Source organism: Aeromonas sp. R7-1 (assembly GCF_040908115.1).
Taxonomy (GTDB): Bacteria; Pseudomonadota; Gammaproteobacteria; order Enterobacterales; family Aeromonadaceae; genus Aeromonas; species Aeromonas caviae.
In genome coordinates, this window is record NZ_JBFODD010000017.1 from 1 (window position 1) to 15474 (window position 15474).

Here is a 15474-nt window from a genome sequence, read left to right on the forward strand (position 1 = left end):
GCCAGGGGCAGGGCCAGGGGCAGGGCCAGGGGCAGGGCCAGGGGCAGGGCCAGGGGCAGGGCCAGGGGCAGGGCCAGGGGCAGGGCCAGGGGCAGCAGGGCAGCAGGGAAGCAGGGCAGCAGGGCAGCAGGGCAGCAGGGCAGCAGGGCAGCAGGGCAGCAGGGCAGCAGGGCAGCAGGGCAGCCAGACGCAAGAAGCCCCAGCCGTGCCACCGGCTGGGGAAAGGGAGATCCGATCTAGTTGTAAGGGATGGGGTTAGGCTGGCAGCAGCTCAGCCAGGCGCACGGCCAGCCGTTCGGCGGCTCGCACTGCGTTGGCCGTCACCTTGCGCACCCAGGCGGTACGGCTGCGGGCATAGACGAACCCGGCCGCCTTGACCACGGTCACCACCTCGGCGGGCTGGCGCTGGTCGAACGCCAGCACGATCCGCCCGTCATCCTCCCCCATCTGCCAGCCATGGCCAGCCTGTTCAATGGGGGCGGCCTGGTGCAGCTGCTCGATCTGCTCGATGCGTTGGCGCAAGCGGCGGATCTCGGCGCTGTTATTGCTCAGGCGGTAGGCGGCCACGGTGCCGCGCTTGGCCTTGTTCGCCGCCTTGAATGACTCCTGTATTTGTTCCCGTTCGGCCAGCTTGGCGCGCAGCTGCTGCAGCGCGTCGGGGTCGTCACTGGCGATCCCCGCATGGCCGACGCTGGCGGCTCTGCTGGCCAGATGCTTGGCTTTCTTGTCCAGCTCGACAGATTGCCGCATGTTCTGATCGGCTCGCTCAATGGCGCGGCGGTGGCGGCGCTCGCTGTGATGGCCCACCAGGATCGGCTGGCCGAACGGGATCCCAGCAACCGCCGCATGGGCCGCCCGCCAACGATGATTGCTCGCGCTGTTGGCCTTGACGGCGCGCACCTCCAGCCGCTCCCGCTTGCCCTCTACCCGGCCGCGATAGTCTCCCAGCCGCTGGGCGCGGGTCAGGGTGGGGGCCTCGGCCCCCGGTTCGCCCTGGTCGGGCTGGTTGGCCTGCTCGGCCAGCGGTTCGACTGGCAGCGGCTGGCCGCTGGGGTCATCGTCGGGCGGGGTGATCTGGGTCAGCAGGGCCCAGGCCAGGCGGCAAGCCTCGGCCAGGGTGGCAGCGGTGATCCCGTCGAACTGGTGGCGCTCCTCGCCCTGCTCGATGGTCACCGACCAGACCCCGCCCACCTGCTTGGCGGTGAACTTGGGTTTAACCGGCGCCGGGGCGGCGTCCTTGGTCAGGTCGAGCAGCGGGTGATCCTCTGCCAGGATGGCAGCCATTGCCGGGCTGATCGCCGGGGCGGCGGCCACCTCGGCGACCTGCTCGGCGGCCTGTTTGATGGGTTCCACGGGCGCCACGGTGGGCGCGGCTGCAGCCTGGTAGCCTGGGATCGCTATCTCGCCATAAGGGATCGAGCGGGCCTTGTCATCGCTCCAGAAGCGGATTTTCTGGATTTTCCAACCGGTATAGATGTATCCCTTGTTGGTCAGGTAGTAGCCGCCGCCAAAGCTGTATTTTTCGCGGTGTTCGGTGCTCTGCTCTGGGTCAGCCAGAAATGCCGTGTCGGGGTGGTTCTTGGCGGCCTTGCGCATCTCAGAGAACAGATCGCGGGTGTGTTTGGACCAGGCCAGCACGATCACCCGGTCATCCTTGGTTTTGTAATAATCTGAATATGGATCGCTGCTGTCGTCCAGCGACTCCAGATAAGCCACGATCACCCCCTTGGCATCGGCTGGAATGTCCAGCCCGGCGCGCCACTCATTGACCATCTGATCGCGCTGCTGCTGCGCTTGGCGGCGGGCCTCGATGGCGGCTTGCTTTTCAGCTTCCAGGCGGTCCTGCTCGGCCTTTTCGGCGGCCTCCCCGGCGGCACGGTTGGCGGCCACGGTGGCGGCGGCATCGGGGCCAAAGTCGATCCCCTTGACGAACTCAAGCAGGCTTTGCCAGCCATCGGCCTCGTAATACTGGCGGCCTTTTTCGGTCTCGGCAAAGGCCAGCATGGCCAGGCAATGATCGGTGAATCCGTGGGTGTCGCTGGCGGCCAGGTCTAGCCTTGCTTGATAGGTGTCGCCATCGTCAAACGTGACGGTGACGCTGGTTTTCTGATAGCCCCCGCCCACATAGCCCAGGGCCACGGTAAAGGCTTTCGCTTCAAACTCGGCATAGGGGATCGAGCTTTCGCTTTCCCAGGCGCCCGACTCGGACCAGTGAACCAGGACGGACACCGGGCGGCGTACAAATCGGGCTGCTTGGGCTGCTTGGGTTTTGCTGGCCTCAAAGTCGGCCATGGTGATGATGGTTGCTGACATGATCTGATCTCCTGATGGTCTGCCCGGTGGCGGCCGGGGTGGTGGGGCAACGTGCCCCACCTGTCACTAACGATAGTCCCGATTCGGGACTATTTCAAGCGGCAAGATGATCTTTTTGTGAGGCTTGCCACGTTTTGAATATGCCCCGCACGATCCGCGCCTGCCTGGGGGTGAGCGGGATCCCGTCGAGGGGCTGGCCACGGCCGCAGCGCTGGGCCGCCACCATCACCCGGTTCGGCGGGTCAAGCGGGAACGGCTCGCCGCCGATCCCGGCGGCCATCAGCTCCCCCGCCAGCCAGGCGGGCAACTCGGGCGCCTGGCGGCCATGGTAGGCGGCACTGGCCGCCCTGATCAGTTCTGCTCCCTTCATCGCGCTACCCTCACGCCATGCCGGCGCCGAGCGCCAGCAGTTTAGCAAACACGGTGATAGCCAGACCGACCACCACGAACGCCCGAACGGGCCAGCTCAGATCCCACCAGATAGCCATGTTTAGCCCCTCCCGTTGGCGATGAGGGAGCGGCGCAGGGCGCGGAATTTGTCCCAGTTGTAGCCGTTGGCGCCTTCCCAATGACAAGCCCAGATGGTGCCGCCAGCGGTGACACCGGCAAAAATCGAGGTGCGACCAGTGCCGCAGCGGATGCGCTGACCTGGGCGCAGTTTGAGGGCGCCGCTGATCACGGCCTCTTGTACCTTCGGATCCCACATGTCGGGGGCTTTGATATATCCAGTCATAATCTTGATCTCCTGCGGTGGCCCCGGTGGCGGCCGGGGTGGTGGGGCAACCTGCCCCACCTGTCACTAACAATAGTCCCGAATCGGGACTATTGCAAGGAGCGAAAAGCCCCTTTTTTGGGATTTATTTTTCCTCTTGCTTGGGTTTGCTCCCCGGCCGCTTGCTGCGCGGTCAGACTTCCATCACATGGAAAAGGGATCCGCAGCTATTCGATTGGGATGGGTTGCTGCCCATGTGGTAGTAGGCCTGAAACATGCCGCTGCCATTGGCATCACCGCTATTTCTCTTGCCAAACACCTTTCCGCCAAACATCTTTTTAGCTGCCTTGCTCGCCGCATCCTGATGGTCATCAGCGTCAACATAGAACATGGTGATTTCCTGGCCATTCTTCTTGTTGCTGCGCGGGTCAATCTGGAACTGTTTCATTTTGCTTCTCCTTGCCGGGTCACTCCCGTCTTGAGATGAACAATAGTCCCGAATCGGGACTTATGCAATAGATGGATCGATCTTTTTCCACTTTTTATTCTGTCGGCTGCCCTACCCTGGCGCGGGCCAGGGCGGCGAACGTCGAGAGATCGGCGCGGCGCAGGTGCTCCAGGGTGTCTATGTGGGCCAGTAGGGCGGGGGGGATCTTTTTGCGGGTGCTGGCCTCGGGGGCGGCATCGTCCCCGACTGACAGCGCCGCGAACAGGGCCGAGCGGCTGATCCCCAGGATCGCGGCCTCATCGTCTCGGCTAAGGCGGCCGCCCAGGCTGTCTGCCAGGCTGGCGAGCCAGGCGCCCAACTGCGGGCCGGTAGTGATTTCCATGGGGTTTTCCTCTTTATTAGTCCCGTTTCGGGATTATCGGCCACCCCCGCCCATAACGCAAGCCAGGATACACGGCCAGGATACACGGCCAGGATACACGGCCAGGATACACGGCCAGGATACACGGCCAGGATACACGGCCAGGATACACGGCCAGGATACACGACACTGGATTCAATGGGGGATCGGACTACACTGAGGCCGGATACAAACGAAACGAGGTTACAAGGAGAGTACGGGATGAACGATGTCACAATAAGCCGCCATCAGAGCCGGCCACACTATGCAAAGGTGATTGCTATGGCAGGCGCGGCATGGGTGGCTTTCAGCCTATTCATGCCAGTAGTACGGGGCCCATTTGGCATGCAAGTCAGTGGCTGGCAGTTGCTGAATGACCATGTCGCCTGGGTAGTGCCTGCCTTGATGATCGCGGTGATAGTCGGCATGGTCGGCATGTATCTCATGTGCGCTCTGATAGGCGGTGTATTGGCGGCGGTGTTGACAAGCAGGATACATAGTGTGGTCACAGCTCTGGATAGTGCAGCCAGCAGTAGTGACGACCCGCTGACAGGGGCGATGGCGGGTGTGTTGTCAACACAGCTTGGTATTACCTGGGGGGTCCCCATGTTGCTGGTCGGTCTGCTGGCCATGATCAGCTGCAGGGCCTTTTACCACCGTTGAGGCACTCACACTGAAAAGGCCGCTCATGGAGCGGCCTTTTTCTATGCCCATTTTGCGATGAGCTGGCGCAGCACCTCCTGCGGGCTGCTGATGTAGACCGGGGTGCTCGGGTCGATGCAGATGCCATAGACGCGCTCGAACTCGGCGAGCAGGGCCTGGGTGTCCGGGTTGGCCAAAAACTTTTCCGTTCCCTCGGCGGCCGCCAGGTGGAAAAACATTTCCATCACCAGGGAGGCGCACTGGTAAAAAACATTTTTACTGACTACTCGGTCCTGATCCCGAAACAGCAGTTGGGTGCTGTTGATCCGGTGCTGACACTCCTCGAACAGCACCGGCCGCCCATCCGGCCCCACGTTCGGCACCATCACCATATGCCCCCAGTGTGTCCAGCCACCCGGGCGGCGCCACTCTGCCCCTGTCCACTCGTTCGGGGCGAACGCCCAGCCCTTGCCCTGGCTGGCATAGCTGATGACCATGACCCCGGGCGGGGCCGGTTCGGTCGCGATGGCGTGGATCGGCACCGCGCCCCCCTGTTTGAGCGCCACATACTCATTGAACAGCTGATCGGCAAAGCCCCCTTCCAGGTCTGGGGCAGATTGCCCCAGCAGGTCGCGGATCTCGTTCACGGCATCCGAGTGACCGAGTCTGGCGGCCACCCCGGAAAACATGGCCCGATAGGCCAGCAGTTCACGCTGCATTGATTCCATGGTTTCCCTCGCTGAAACAGGCGGGCCGGTAGTGGCCGCTTTCGATGCGGGCGGTGATGCTGCACTTGTTCAGCCGCACCTCCACCGAATAACGGGCACCGCGATACAGCACCGACATGATGGCGCTGTGATGGCGCCGGTGCGCGCCGTAGTCGTCCAGGTACTTGTCGATGGCCGTGGTGGCCGCCACGATATGCTCCAGGCAGGTGTCGCCCTTGATGATCCGCTTCATCGGCAGACCCTCAACGGGGCCAGATCCCCGGGCAGGCCGGCCAGGTAGAGGAACACGGTCTGGTTGACCACCACCACCTCGTCAGACTGCTGGGGGAACGATTGGCCATGCCAGGGGGATCCCGGGTTGTCGATGGTGACCTTGTCCCCCGCCCGCTTCTTCCATCCCGCATGCTGCACGGTCATGGCGAACGCGCCCTGAGTCGGCGCGGGGGTGGGGGCGCTGGCCTTCTGCTTGCGCTTCTTCTCCAGCGGCACGACGCAGCGCGCCTTGCTGCAGGTAAACTCTTCTTCCCCCAACTGGACGAGGTGGGGGCACCCCGGGCAGAGCGGGCTCATGATGCCGCCCCCGGGAACAGCACATCGCGCTGGCCGTTGTGTCCGGCAGCCGAGATAAGGCCAGCGGCCTCCATCTTTTCGATCAGCCTGGCCGCCCGGTTGTACCCTATCTTGAACTGCCGCTGGATCGAGCTGGTGCTGGCGCGGCGCGTCTTGCCCACGAACGCGACGGCGTGGTCATAGAGGTAATCCTCCTCCTCGCCCTGTTCGGTGTCCTCGGTCGGTTGGTGCAGGCTGATCGTCCACCCTTCCAGCCCGGTGGCCTGCTCACGGGCTATCGTGGCATTGGCCTCGGCGATCAGCTGCTCGATGCCGACCGGGCCAAGGCCGGTTACCTTGCCGATGTCCCGCTGGGTCAGCAGCGACCCGGTGGCGGTGATGTCGGCATGCAGGGCCAGCAGGTCGCGCACCTGATCGGCGGTGATGGGGGTCGCCTCGACGACCGGCCGGGTCTCATCCTGGGTAAGCTCCCGATAGGCGGCCACGAACTCGGCCAGGATCCCGGTGGATAGCACAAAGTTGGCATCCGCCGCCGCCAGCACGTCATCCTGATCGTTGGTGGGGGCGGGCAGCTCGCACCACTCGGTTTCCATGCCGATGCGGGTGATGGCGCCGCTGTCGGCCAGGGTGAACGCCATGCAGTTGCCCCGCCAGTGCAGGGCCAGCTGGGTGACGTGGTGTGACAGCTCCAGCGCCTGCTTGACGATCAGGCTGTCGGTGGCGAACCCCTCCGACCTGGCTTTCAGCTGCTCGATGGCCACCATGCCCTGCATGGCCACGGTCTGGCCGATGCAGAACCCTGGCGCAATCGTCTCTTTCTCGCTTTTCAGCCACTCGGTCATCTGCACCTCCAGCCGCTGGCGGGGGGAGAACGGCACCACCGGCAGGCTGCCCAGCGCCTTGCGCAGGAGCGCGAGGCAGGTATCGGCGTGGTTGCTGCAGGTATCGACCGCGAGGGTCATGGCCTGGGTGTCGATCCAGATGCGGTTATGGGTCAGCTTGCCGAACGCTCGGGGCAGCAGGCGCATGACCACCTCGTCTTTGATGGTGTCCTTGTCCTTTTTGCTGAGCCGCTGGCCAGCATCCTCTCGTTCCTTGATGGCGGCCTTGACCTCGCGCTTGAGGGCAGCGGTGGGAATGGTGCGCTCCTCGCAGCAGAGCCGCACCAGCACATGGCGGCCGACCTGGTGAACCAGGGCCGTGCCGCTGTCACCGAGGGCCGGCACAAAGCCCATGGCTGACATCGACTGCGGGGAGGCGGGAGCGTAGCGGCACTCGGCCAGCTGCGCCTCCAGGTTGGACAGATCCAGCGGCTTGCTGATGTGGTAGAGGTTCAGCGCCTGGAAATAGGGGGTGATGCGCATTGGTGGGTGATCTCCTGACATTTTCTGATCAGCTGCCGTAACTCCACCAGTTCTATGATCGAAGCCCGGTCCAGGCTGTCGATATGGGCGAGCAGGTCGCGCCAGCGCGGGGCCCAGCGGCTCCGGCTCCAGCTTGTGGGGCCCGGGTTGGCCAAGCCCACCAGGGTGGCAAGATCTGTCGTAGTAAATGGGGGAGTGGTGCTGACTGCCTGGCGGGACAGTCTGGCCTGGATAAGGGCCGCAAGGCATAGCTGATAGAAGGTGCTGCGGGTGGTGGCATGCAACTGCTGGCGGCTGGATAACTGCTCGAACAGCTCCTGGGCCAGGTTGCGGTGGGGGCTGGACTGGTATTCAACCTGATATGCAAAATGCAGCCAATTCGCATTTTGCACCGGCAGGCGCGGGATGTGTCGCAACATCCTGCCCGCCTCCAGCTGGGCCTGATTAATCAGGATGCGAGAGCCCGGCACACTGGCGCCGACTTCCTGGCCCTCGCGCACGGCGGGACCATGCGCAACTTGAAAAGCGGTCTGCAGCGCATCGCGCCAGTGTGCTATTTCATGTTCCCTCATGGTATTGGCCCGCTCCTTGCTTTTTCAATATTTTGAAAGCACCCAAAATATTGAACAAAAAAGGGTCATACAGCAATCCATAAAGTAATTATTTTTCGTAAAAATAGGCCGCAGGGCCGGATGTTTATTGGATCATTTAAAAGATCCTAATTATTATGAGTATCTGATTAATGGTACTAAAAGGTAACAATGTTAGTGGGGCATATATGGAATCCATAAAGAAGGGTCCCAATACCATGGGCATGCGCATGCGGGCGCTGCGCAAACATCGCGGCATGACGCAAACCATCCTGGCCGACAGGGTGGACTGCAGCATAGGCACCATCAGCCGAGTCGAGACCATCGACACGCTGGATGGCCTGAGCACTTTGGTGGTGCGCGGCATCTGTGACGTGCTGGACTGCTCCATTGACTGGCTGGTGAATGGGAATGGTCCCTCGCCGTTCGACGATGGCGCCCCCATTGACGGGGTGCTCGGCACCCAGCAGTTCGATGGGCTGGACCGCCTGCGGGTGTTCAACTTCACCAACAGCAACGACCTGCGCTATGTGATGATCACCAGCTCGGTGCGCGGCATGCAGTACCGCATCGGCGAGGTGATGGTGGTGGACTGCTCCGAACAGCCCGATAACGGCGACGAGGCGGCGGCCATGGTCAACGGCGAGGTGCGCCTGATGCGCATGCTGACGCCGGCCGGGGCGGCCCAGTTCGTCGAACTGATGGACGGCTCCCGGGAAATGTTCGATCCGCAGACGGCCGCCTGGTTCGGCACCGTGAGCGGCACCCTGAGCAATAAGCGGGTCAGGGCCGTTAGTTAGGCAAATTCAAATATATTGAAAGTCAGCTTTTAAAATTTTGCTGGCGAGGCTAGGATCAAGGGGTCTTGGCTCGCCTAAAAAGTTCCCGTTTGAATCTTTTTGCAGAACGTAGGCAAAAAGAAAGCCCGGTTGGGGAACCGGGCTGACTCAAATGAGTGGTGGGCCATTTACCAGATGGTGACCACCGATGGAACGTCATCAATCACCTTACTCTCACGCAATGAGCTTTTGACTTCCGCTGTGAATTGTAGCAAATAGCGCGATCCGTGCAAGCCACAACACGGCTGAATATCCAAAAACGCTCATTGCCAGACATGGATCTGTGTAATGAAACTTACGTTCAACGACTACAAAGACTACTTTTCCCGCAATTTCGGCTCCGGCCGTGTCATGTATCAGCACTTCCGCGACCAGATCGCCAACGAGGTTTCCCAGTTCGGGATCATCTGGAGTGCCGTCGATTTCGACCTGCCATGGGTCACTGGCCGCGAGGGGCGCCTGCAGCTGAACCAGCGCAAGTACCTCAAGAAAGGCACCAAGACCCACTCCGTACACGCCGACTACAAGACCCTGGGCGAGATTGAATACCCGGTCATCACCATCAACTCCAGGGGTGAAAAGCAGTCGATCTATGTGTTCGACGGCTATGCCGAACTCAAGCTGTTGGTCGAATCCCAGCACGGGCTGTCTGATCTCAGCAATCAGCGCAAAGCCAAGCTGGCCCGCAAGGCCGAAGAGGCCCGCCAGCGCGAACTGGCCGCCAAGCGCGAGGCCGAGGCCGAACAGAAAAAACGGGAGCTGGCGAGGGTCAAGGACGTGGCCCACTTCCTGACCCTGCCCAAGCTGGAAGAGTCCGGCTACCTGGACAAGAAAAAGCTGCGGGGCATTCTGCCCCACTGCCCGGATCTGCGCCGGGGCAAGGACAAGCGCGGCAGTTACACCGCCATTCCGCTCTACAGCATGACCCAGCGCAGCCTGGGAGACCACGGTGACGTGGTCGGGGTGCAGCGCATCTATGATGCCCCCTTTACCCGCGAGAACGGTGAAACCACCGACAAAGATTTCACCTATGGCATGGACAAGATCACCCTGGGCGCCCATGCCCAGATTGGCGATCTGACCCTGGCTGACACCATCTATTTTTGTGAGGGCTGGGCCACGGGGGCCTCTGCCTACCTGGCCCACCTGGCCCACCTGACCGGCAAGCGCGGCAGCCCTGCCGTCATCGTCTGCCTGGACTCCGGCCAGCTCAAGCTGCTGGTCGAGCAAGCCATCAGCCGCTGGAACTGGATCAGTGACCGCCTGGTGGTGCTCCTCGATAATGACCGATTCAAACAGGCCGAAGGCAAGGGCAATGCGGGGCTGGCTGCCGGCCAGCACCTGCTCAACCTGTTCCCCCAGCTGCGCTGCCAGTTCCCGGATCTCAGCGAGGCCGACAGCAAGCCGGACGGCACGGATTTTGACGATCTGCGCCAGGGTCACCGCCTCGGCCTCAAGGCCGTCGCCGATCAGCTGCACCTGGCCGGCCACCGGATGCTGGCCATCAAGGATCCCTTCCTGCGCACCCTGCGCGCCATGACATTCAGCACCAAAGAAAGCCTGCAGCACCTGGCCGAACAAGCCGCCCGCTGCGGGGCTGACTCGTTCCCGCTGCAGCGCAGCCGCGACATGGTCAGGCTGGAAATGAACGAGGTGGTCAGCGATCATCCCTGGATGAAACCGGACTGGCAGAAGGTGGCCAACGTGTTCGACCGCCAGGTGAGTTATCGCCGCTACCGCGCCCACTCGTTCCGCTCGTTCGGCCCGCGCATCACCCGGGCCAAGCTGCGCCCCGACCACATCCATTACCGCCGCTATGACGAGACCGAGATCACCCCGGCCATCAAGGCCGAGATAGACCAGCTTGAGGGGGTTGTCATCGTGCGGGCCCCCATGGGGGGCCGCAAAACCCAGGGGCTGATCAAACCCGCCATGTGGCAGGCTGAAAAGGGTGCCTATTTCGCGCACCGGGTCAGCCTGATCGGCGCCGCCCACCAGATGCTGACCAAGCGCGCCGACGATGGCAGCGAGAACCATATCCCCAGCCATCAGATGGAGATCTTTCACTACCACGAACGGGACAGTTTCCGCGACATGGGGGTGAAAAAGCTCTGCAGCTGCATCAACTCCATCGGCAAAGACATTTTCAACCCCATCCTGAGCCGCCTGGACCTGCTGGCCATTGACGAGGCCGCCCAGACCATCAAGGCGATCACCTCGGGCGGGGTCATGAAATACCCGCTCACCGTATTCAACCGCCTCAAGCAGGTAGCCGCGACCAGCCGCCAGGTGCTGCTGGTCGATGCCGATGCCAACGACGAGCTGGTGCGCTGGGCCGAACAGGTACGCGAGATGCGCGGCGACGGCCACCCGGTTCACGTCATCGAGCTGGCCACCGACTGCAGCCATCTGACCGTGCTGCACGGCGAGATCAATGCCATCTATGCCGACATCGTCCAGCAGGTCGGGGCCGGCCAGCGGGTGCTGGTTGCCGACGACTCGGCCGAGGAGGGGCAAAAGCTCGCCAACGATCTGATGCTGGCCTACCCGGACAAAAAGGGGCTGTTCATCAGCCAGGACTCCAAGACCCACGACAAGGCGGTCCAGGCTTTCAACGACAAGCCGAACGAGCACATCAGCAGTTATGACTGGATCATCTACAGCCCGGCCATCAGCTCCGGCGTCTCCATCGAGGTGCCGCACATGCAGCTGCACTATGGCCTGTTCCGGGGGGTCGTCAGCCCCTCCGATGCGGTGCAGATGATCCGCCGTGACCGGACCGCCCGCCAGTTCATCCTGGGGCTGGGCAGTCAGAACGGCTACAAGCTGGCCGACGAACAGGCCCACTGGCGCGCCACCCTGAGCGCCATGGCCGAACAGGCCGAGGGAATCGAGATCCACTATGACCAGCAGACTGGCCGGGTCGAGGTGGCCAGTGGCGATCTCGCCTTTGACCAGCTGCGCATCCGCCAGATCTGCCAGGAAAATGCGGCGCGCAATGATTTCGGCAATGTCCTGCTGCTGCAGCTGATGGCCGACCGCTATCAGGTGCGCCCCCTGGGGCTGGAGAATGCCGGCGCCATGGCCAAGCAGGGCGAGGCGATGAAGAAGGCCGCCGGCCAACGGCTGGCCCAGCTCGACGCCGAGCGCATCCTGGCCGCCACGACCCCGAGCGATGAGCGACGCGAGGAACTGCGCAAAGAGGCCCATATCACCCAGCAGGAAAAGGCCGAGCTGGATCGCTGGAACATCGAGCGTTTCCTGCAATCGCGGGTCAATGAGGAGTCGATCAAGTGGCTGCGCAACGGCGGCATGGGACACTGCAAGCGGTTCGAGCTGCTGCAGATGGACAGCACCAGGGCCCAGCGCCTCGATGAGCAGGAGGTGACGCTCGGCATGCCGATCTCCACCCGCTCCTTTATCACGCACTCCAGCACCCTGCTGCAGCGCTATTTCACCACCTGCGGCATCGACCTGCAGCAGGGCACGGGCACGGTCACCCAGGAGGCCATGCAGGTCGCCATGGAACAGCTCTACACCGAGGCGGATTTCCTGAACCACTATGCGAGCTGGGCCCCTCAACTGAAAAAACGCAAGCGGGGGGCTGACCTGTTCAAGGCGATCTGCGACAACCTCAACCTCTGCGCCGGCAAGGCGCGCCTGCCACGCAGCCAGGGCGGGGCCACGGTATGGCACATCACCCCAGCCAGCTGGCAGCTGATGATGGACGTTCACCAGGCCCGCATAGAGTGGGGCATCAGCTCGTTCGACGAATACCGGATGCGCGACATGGTACGCCCTGTGCGCCTGCTGCTCGGCGTCGGGTGCCGTACCCTGACCATGCAGACCATCAGCCCAGAGAAGGCCAGCAACAGCGCGCTGAGGCCTCTGCGCGATGGCATCTATGCCACCCCCGCCCTGACCATCTGGCGCACCAGCCCGGCGGCCGTGCCGCTGGCAGAACAGCCCCCCCGCAGCCTTATCCTCGCCGACCTGATCAAGCTGGGGCGGCCCGCGATGGCTCCGGTGGCTGATCTGAGGATCCACGACCTTGCCGATGATCTTATAGCGGATGAACGAGTCGTGGATCCCGCAGGATCTGCATCAGGATCTGTTTTGACTGACTGGGTGGCTGTGGTGAGGGGGGCCGCCGAGGCGACCGGGTGCCTTGTCGCTGACGTGTTGCGGCTGTTGTCCGTGCCGGATCGGGAGGAACTGGCCACCGGCCGGTTCACTCTGGCTGACCTGGTGACCTATGTCCGGGGCTGTCAGTCCACCCACGGGGCCCTGTTCGGGCGCGGGGTGTAAGGTGGTGCTGCTCAGATGGTGGCTATGGCGCCGATTTGAGTGGGCCAGATGGATGAGGGATCCCCGGTATCTCTCCGGGCTGCATCCCTATCCGCTGATGAGGGCCATGGTGGCGAACGACATGGGCGGTTGCCGCACCCATCCGGCCATTGGCCGGGACATGTACCGGATCTGGCACAGGGCAAAAATGAGTGGGGCATAGTGCCCCACCCGGTTACCCCTCTATGTTGGTATAGCGCTCAAGCGTCTGGTCGATCTCATGGGTCAGCTCTGCCCGCAGTGCCTCGACCTTTCCGCGCCCCGTCACCTCCAGCCTGGCCCCGTTCGGCAGGTCGGCGATCAGGGTGACCCAGCCGCCCGCCTTGTGGCTCTTGATGGCCACGTCGCGCCAGCTGTTGAGCCACTGGACCCAGGCCGCCGCCCCGGCGGCCATCAGGCTGTCACCTGCCACCTCGTACCGGTGCGACAGCTCCCCGAACGCCAGGGTCACCTCCCAGCGCCCACCCTCGCCCCGCTTGAACGTGAACTTGGGCATCAGGTCAGTGTGCGCCGGCACGGCCTGCTCGCTGCCCGTCCCGTCCTCGATGCGAACCTCGTTCACCGACGCCTGATCACCCTCCGGCTCCGGCGTCAGGGGGGCATCCTCCTGCGGTTCTTCCTGCTCGGTCTCGTCCACCAGCACCTTGCCGGTTTCCTCCTCCTTCATCTGCGCCTCGACAGCGGCCGCATCCAGATCGACAGCCTCCTGTGCGGTGATGGGGGAGTCGAGGAATGACAGGTCGAGCCCACGAACGCCCTCCTGGTCCAGCAGCGCCTTGCCGCACACCTCCATGTAGCGCCTGCCCATCGGCTTATAGACCTTGTACTCCCGCGCCAGCACCGACAGGTTGATCACCTTGGCGGGGTTGTCGATCAGCTGCTGCTTGACCCACTCATGCAGGAGCACGGCCGAATTTCCCTTGGCCAGGTCAGGCATCAGGTGGTCCAGCTCGGCCAGCGCTTCCAGTCGGGTGGCCATGGCCTCCGGTTTGGGCGATTTCCGGTCGAAGTTGGTCAGTTTGACGCTCTTGTAGTTGAGCTGGGCGGCGGGGTCGTCGTGCCCCAGCAGCTCGGAATAGAAAGCGTCCTCATTGACCCGCTGCCATCGGGGGTCGTGGTCAAACCAACGTTCCTTGCAGATGCGGGCATAGATGGCGCGGGTGTCGTACAGCCGGCGCCCCTCGGACACCCCGCTGAACACCCGCCTGGCCAGCTGGTTGAGGTAGTTGGACACCCGATTGGCGATCCGCTCCTCGACGCTGCGCATACCCTCCTCCTCCAGCAGCGCCAAGCCCTGGGTGTAGGGTAGCTCTCTCAGGCCGTTGAAGGCCTTCATCACCAGGTCGGTGGGGTAGAGGCTGTAAATCAGGATGCCCTGATCCCGCCCCTCGTCCCGCTTCTTGGCCTGACCAAAGAAGCGCAGCCGGTGGTCGTCCACCCGCTCGAACCGGCCGAGCGAAATGATCTCGATGGGGCGCCGGCCGGTGGCCCCGCACAGGGCAAACACCGTCATGTCAAAGTCCCATTCCGTCCTGTCGCCGCTCCGGTTCCAGGGCTGGGTCAGCAGCAGCCCCAGCTTGCGCATGTAGCCCGGATAGTCCACCAGCAGGGTCTGCTGCTGCTTGCGCTCCAGGCGCTTGTCGGCATTGTCCAGGTGCTCGTCTTTGAGGCCCGCCGGCAACTTCAGGGCCACGATGGCCTCATGGTCGATCTTGAGCCCGAGCAGGTCGGTCATAGCGGCAGGCACCTCGTCCAGCACGGCCCGGATCTCGGCCAGCCGCTGGGCGCGGCCCTCCTCATCCACCAGCGCCTTGAGCCGTTCCGCCCAGGCCGGGTGTGCCTTGGCCAACACCAGCAAGGGGGCCTTGAACACCTTGGCAAAGTTGAGCTGGTTGAGCGCGGCCGCCAGCTCGGCCTCCTTTTTCAGGGTCTCCTTGGCCGCCAGCTTGGCCTTGCGCAGGTCGGCCACCGAAGCCCCCTCAACCAGAAAACTATCGAACAGGGGGGCATGGTGCGGGTGGCGCTTCTTCATCCGCTCGGCCTCGCGCTCCAGCAGGTGGTGATGCAGGTTCAGCTCCTCCAGGCGCTTGCGCAGCTTGGTCAGGTAGCGGCTGAACGTGGCCAGGGTGATGCGGTTTTCCACCTTGTCCCCACCATAGCGGCGCTTGTCCAGGTAGAGGGCATTGAGCGCCTTACTCACCGCCCGCTTGTGTGCGGTTGTCTTTTGCCCTTGGGGTATGTCAGCAGCCTCGATTTTCTTCACCTCGGCTGTGAGGTCATCCCCGATCTTCTGCAGGTCAATCTTGATAACTGGCATGGCTATCACCTCTCCTAATCACACCCCAATCGGCTTAATAAAATCATACCCCATTCCACCAAGAATGCAAACTTCATAAATCACACCCAATACAAACAAATCACACCCCATTCATGATGTAGCACACTATGAAATGGGGTGTGATTACCACACCCTCAGCGTTAAATATAAACGTTTATATTTAACGCTGAGGGTGTGGTAATC

14 protein-coding genes and 2 pseudogenes are annotated in these 15474 nt (G+C 62.8%); 3 read left to right on the plus strand and 13 right to left on the minus strand.

What is annotated here, in order from left to right; all coding sequences use genetic code 11:
- The 6 genes from AB5Y51_RS02125 to AB5Y51_RS02150 form a co-directional block, all read right to left on the minus strand.
- The coding region (locus AB5Y51_RS02125) for a hypothetical protein (protein ID WP_368177980.1) at nucleotides 1-212 on the minus strand (212 nt) is incomplete at its 3' end.
- Nucleotides 213-255: 43 nt separating this feature from the next.
- On the minus strand, nucleotides 256-2313 hold the full coding sequence (locus AB5Y51_RS02130) for a DUF3560 domain-containing protein (RefSeq protein WP_368177981.1): 2058 nt from the start codon (nucleotides 2311-2313) through the stop codon (nucleotides 256-258).
- A gap of 94 nt (nucleotides 2314-2407) precedes the next feature.
- Nucleotides 2408-2683, minus strand: a complete 276-nt coding sequence (locus AB5Y51_RS02135) for a hypothetical protein (protein WP_368177982.1) — start codon at nucleotides 2681-2683, stop codon at nucleotides 2408-2410.
- Between the two features lie 120 nt (nucleotides 2684-2803).
- On the minus strand, nucleotides 2804-3046 hold the full coding sequence (locus tag AB5Y51_RS02140; protein WP_368177983.1) for a hypothetical protein: 243 nt from the start codon (nucleotides 3044-3046) through the stop codon (nucleotides 2804-2806).
- A 172-nt stretch (nucleotides 3047-3218) separates the two neighbouring features.
- Nucleotides 3219-3473 (minus strand): hypothetical protein, encoded by a 255-nt coding sequence (locus AB5Y51_RS02145; RefSeq protein WP_368177984.1) that lies wholly within the window; start codon nucleotides 3471-3473, stop codon nucleotides 3219-3221.
- Between the two features lie 94 nt (nucleotides 3474-3567).
- Complete coding sequence (locus AB5Y51_RS02150; protein WP_368177985.1) at nucleotides 3568-3855, minus strand: hypothetical protein; 288 nt, start codon at nucleotides 3853-3855, stop codon at nucleotides 3568-3570.
- A 240-nt stretch (nucleotides 3856-4095) separates the two neighbouring features.
- Here AB5Y51_RS02150 and AB5Y51_RS02155 point away from each other — a divergent pair, with 240 nt between their 5' ends.
- Nucleotides 4096-4536: a hypothetical protein gene (locus tag AB5Y51_RS02155; protein WP_368177986.1), complete on the plus strand. Its 441-nt coding sequence runs from the start codon at nucleotides 4096-4098 to the stop codon at nucleotides 4534-4536.
- Nucleotides 4537-4577: 41 nt separating this feature from the next.
- Here the strand turns inward: AB5Y51_RS02155 and AB5Y51_RS02160 are convergent, their stop codons facing one another.
- The 6 genes and pseudogenes from AB5Y51_RS02160 to AB5Y51_RS02185 all read right to left on the minus strand — a co-directional run bounded on the left by AB5Y51_RS02160 (nucleotide 4578) and on the right by AB5Y51_RS02185 (nucleotide 7749).
- On the minus strand, nucleotides 4578-5243 hold the full coding sequence (locus AB5Y51_RS02160; RefSeq protein WP_368177987.1) for a hypothetical protein: 666 nt from the start codon (nucleotides 5241-5243) through the stop codon (nucleotides 4578-4580).
- Nucleotides 5224-5475, minus strand: coding sequence for a DUF4060 family protein (locus AB5Y51_RS02165; protein ID WP_368177988.1), 252 nt, complete (start codon nucleotides 5473-5475; stop codon nucleotides 5224-5226). The genes AB5Y51_RS02160 and AB5Y51_RS02165 overlap by 20 nt, the downstream gene beginning before the upstream one ends.
- Nucleotides 5472-5813: a hypothetical protein gene (locus AB5Y51_RS02170; RefSeq protein WP_368177989.1), complete on the minus strand. Its 342-nt coding sequence runs from the start codon at nucleotides 5811-5813 to the stop codon at nucleotides 5472-5474. The genes AB5Y51_RS02165 and AB5Y51_RS02170 overlap by 4 nt, the downstream gene beginning before the upstream one ends.
- A pseudogene (locus tag AB5Y51_RS02175) lies at nucleotides 5810-6013 on the minus strand (DNA translocase FtsK); the annotation flags it as partial. The pseudogene AB5Y51_RS02175 and the gene AB5Y51_RS02170, both read right to left, overlap by 4 nt.
- 336 nt (nucleotides 6014-6349) lie before the next feature.
- A pseudogene (locus AB5Y51_RS02180) lies at nucleotides 6350-7198 on the minus strand (recombination-associated protein RdgC); the annotation flags it as partial.
- The gene (locus tag AB5Y51_RS02185) at nucleotides 7147-7749 is read right to left on the minus strand and encodes a bacteriophage antitermination protein Q (RefSeq protein ID WP_368177990.1); all 603 of its coding nucleotides are present in this window, start codon (nucleotides 7747-7749) and stop codon (nucleotides 7147-7149) included. The gene AB5Y51_RS02185 and the pseudogene AB5Y51_RS02180, both read right to left, overlap by 52 nt.
- Before the next feature lie 206 nt (nucleotides 7750-7955).
- On the opposite strand from AB5Y51_RS02185, the gene AB5Y51_RS02190 reads away from it, so the two are divergent.
- Nucleotides 7956-8567 (plus strand): helix-turn-helix domain-containing protein, encoded by a 612-nt coding sequence (locus tag AB5Y51_RS02190; protein ID WP_368177991.1) that lies wholly within the window; start codon nucleotides 7956-7958, stop codon nucleotides 8565-8567.
- Between the two features lie 327 nt (nucleotides 8568-8894).
- On the plus strand, nucleotides 8895-12914 hold the full coding sequence (locus tag AB5Y51_RS02195; RefSeq protein ID WP_368177992.1) for a plasmid replication protein, CyRepA1 family: 4020 nt from the start codon (nucleotides 8895-8897) through the stop codon (nucleotides 12912-12914).
- A 214-nt stretch (nucleotides 12915-13128) separates the two neighbouring features.
- On the opposite strand, the gene AB5Y51_RS02200 is transcribed toward AB5Y51_RS02195, so the two are convergent.
- Nucleotides 13129-15270 carry a protelomerase family protein gene (locus AB5Y51_RS02200; RefSeq protein ID WP_368177993.1) on the minus strand — a complete coding sequence of 714 codons (2142 nt, stop codon included), beginning with the start codon at nucleotides 15268-15270 and terminating at the stop codon, nucleotides 13129-13131.
- Nucleotides 15271-15474: the final 204 nt, after the last annotated feature.

What these genes read in the sequence shown, in the direction of transcription:
- AB5Y51_RS02155 (WP_368177986.1), top strand. Translation starts at nt 4,096, where the DNA reads ATGAACGATGTCACAATAAGCCGCCATCAGAGCCGGCCACACTATGCA.
- AB5Y51_RS02150 (WP_368177985.1), bottom strand. Translation starts at nt 3,855, where the DNA reads ATGGAAATCACTACCGGCCCGCAGTTGGGCGCCTGGCTCGCCAGCCTG.
- AB5Y51_RS02195 (WP_368177992.1), top strand. Translation starts at nt 8,895, where the DNA reads ATGAAACTTACGTTCAACGACTACAAAGACTACTTTTCCCGCAATTTC.
- AB5Y51_RS02130 (WP_368177981.1), bottom strand. Translation starts at nt 2,313, where the DNA reads ATGTCAGCAACCATCATCACCATGGCCGACTTTGAGGCCAGCAAAACC.
- AB5Y51_RS02160 (WP_368177987.1), bottom strand. Translation starts at nt 5,243, where the DNA reads ATGGAATCAATGCAGCGTGAACTGCTGGCCTATCGGGCCATGTTTTCC.
- AB5Y51_RS02165 (WP_368177988.1), bottom strand. Translation starts at nt 5,475, where the DNA reads ATGAAGCGGATCATCAAGGGCGACACCTGCCTGGAGCATATCGTGGCG.
- AB5Y51_RS02145 (WP_368177984.1), bottom strand. Translation starts at nt 3,473, where the DNA reads ATGAAACAGTTCCAGATTGACCCGCGCAGCAACAAGAAGAATGGCCAG.
- AB5Y51_RS02190 (WP_368177991.1), top strand. Translation starts at nt 7,956, where the DNA reads ATGGAATCCATAAAGAAGGGTCCCAATACCATGGGCATGCGCATGCGG.
- AB5Y51_RS02185 (WP_368177990.1), bottom strand. Translation starts at nt 7,749, where the DNA reads ATGAGGGAACATGAAATAGCACACTGGCGCGATGCGCTGCAGACCGCT.
- AB5Y51_RS02200 (WP_368177993.1), bottom strand. Translation starts at nt 15,270, where the DNA reads ATGCCAGTTATCAAGATTGACCTGCAGAAGATCGGGGATGACCTCACA.
- AB5Y51_RS02170 (WP_368177989.1), bottom strand. Translation starts at nt 5,813, where the DNA reads ATGAGCCCGCTCTGCCCGGGGTGCCCCCACCTCGTCCAGTTGGGGGAA.
- AB5Y51_RS02135 (WP_368177982.1), bottom strand. Translation starts at nt 2,683, where the DNA reads ATGAAGGGAGCAGAACTGATCAGGGCGGCCAGTGCCGCCTACCATGGC.
- AB5Y51_RS02140 (WP_368177983.1), bottom strand. Translation starts at nt 3,046, where the DNA reads ATGACTGGATATATCAAAGCCCCCGACATGTGGGATCCGAAGGTACAA.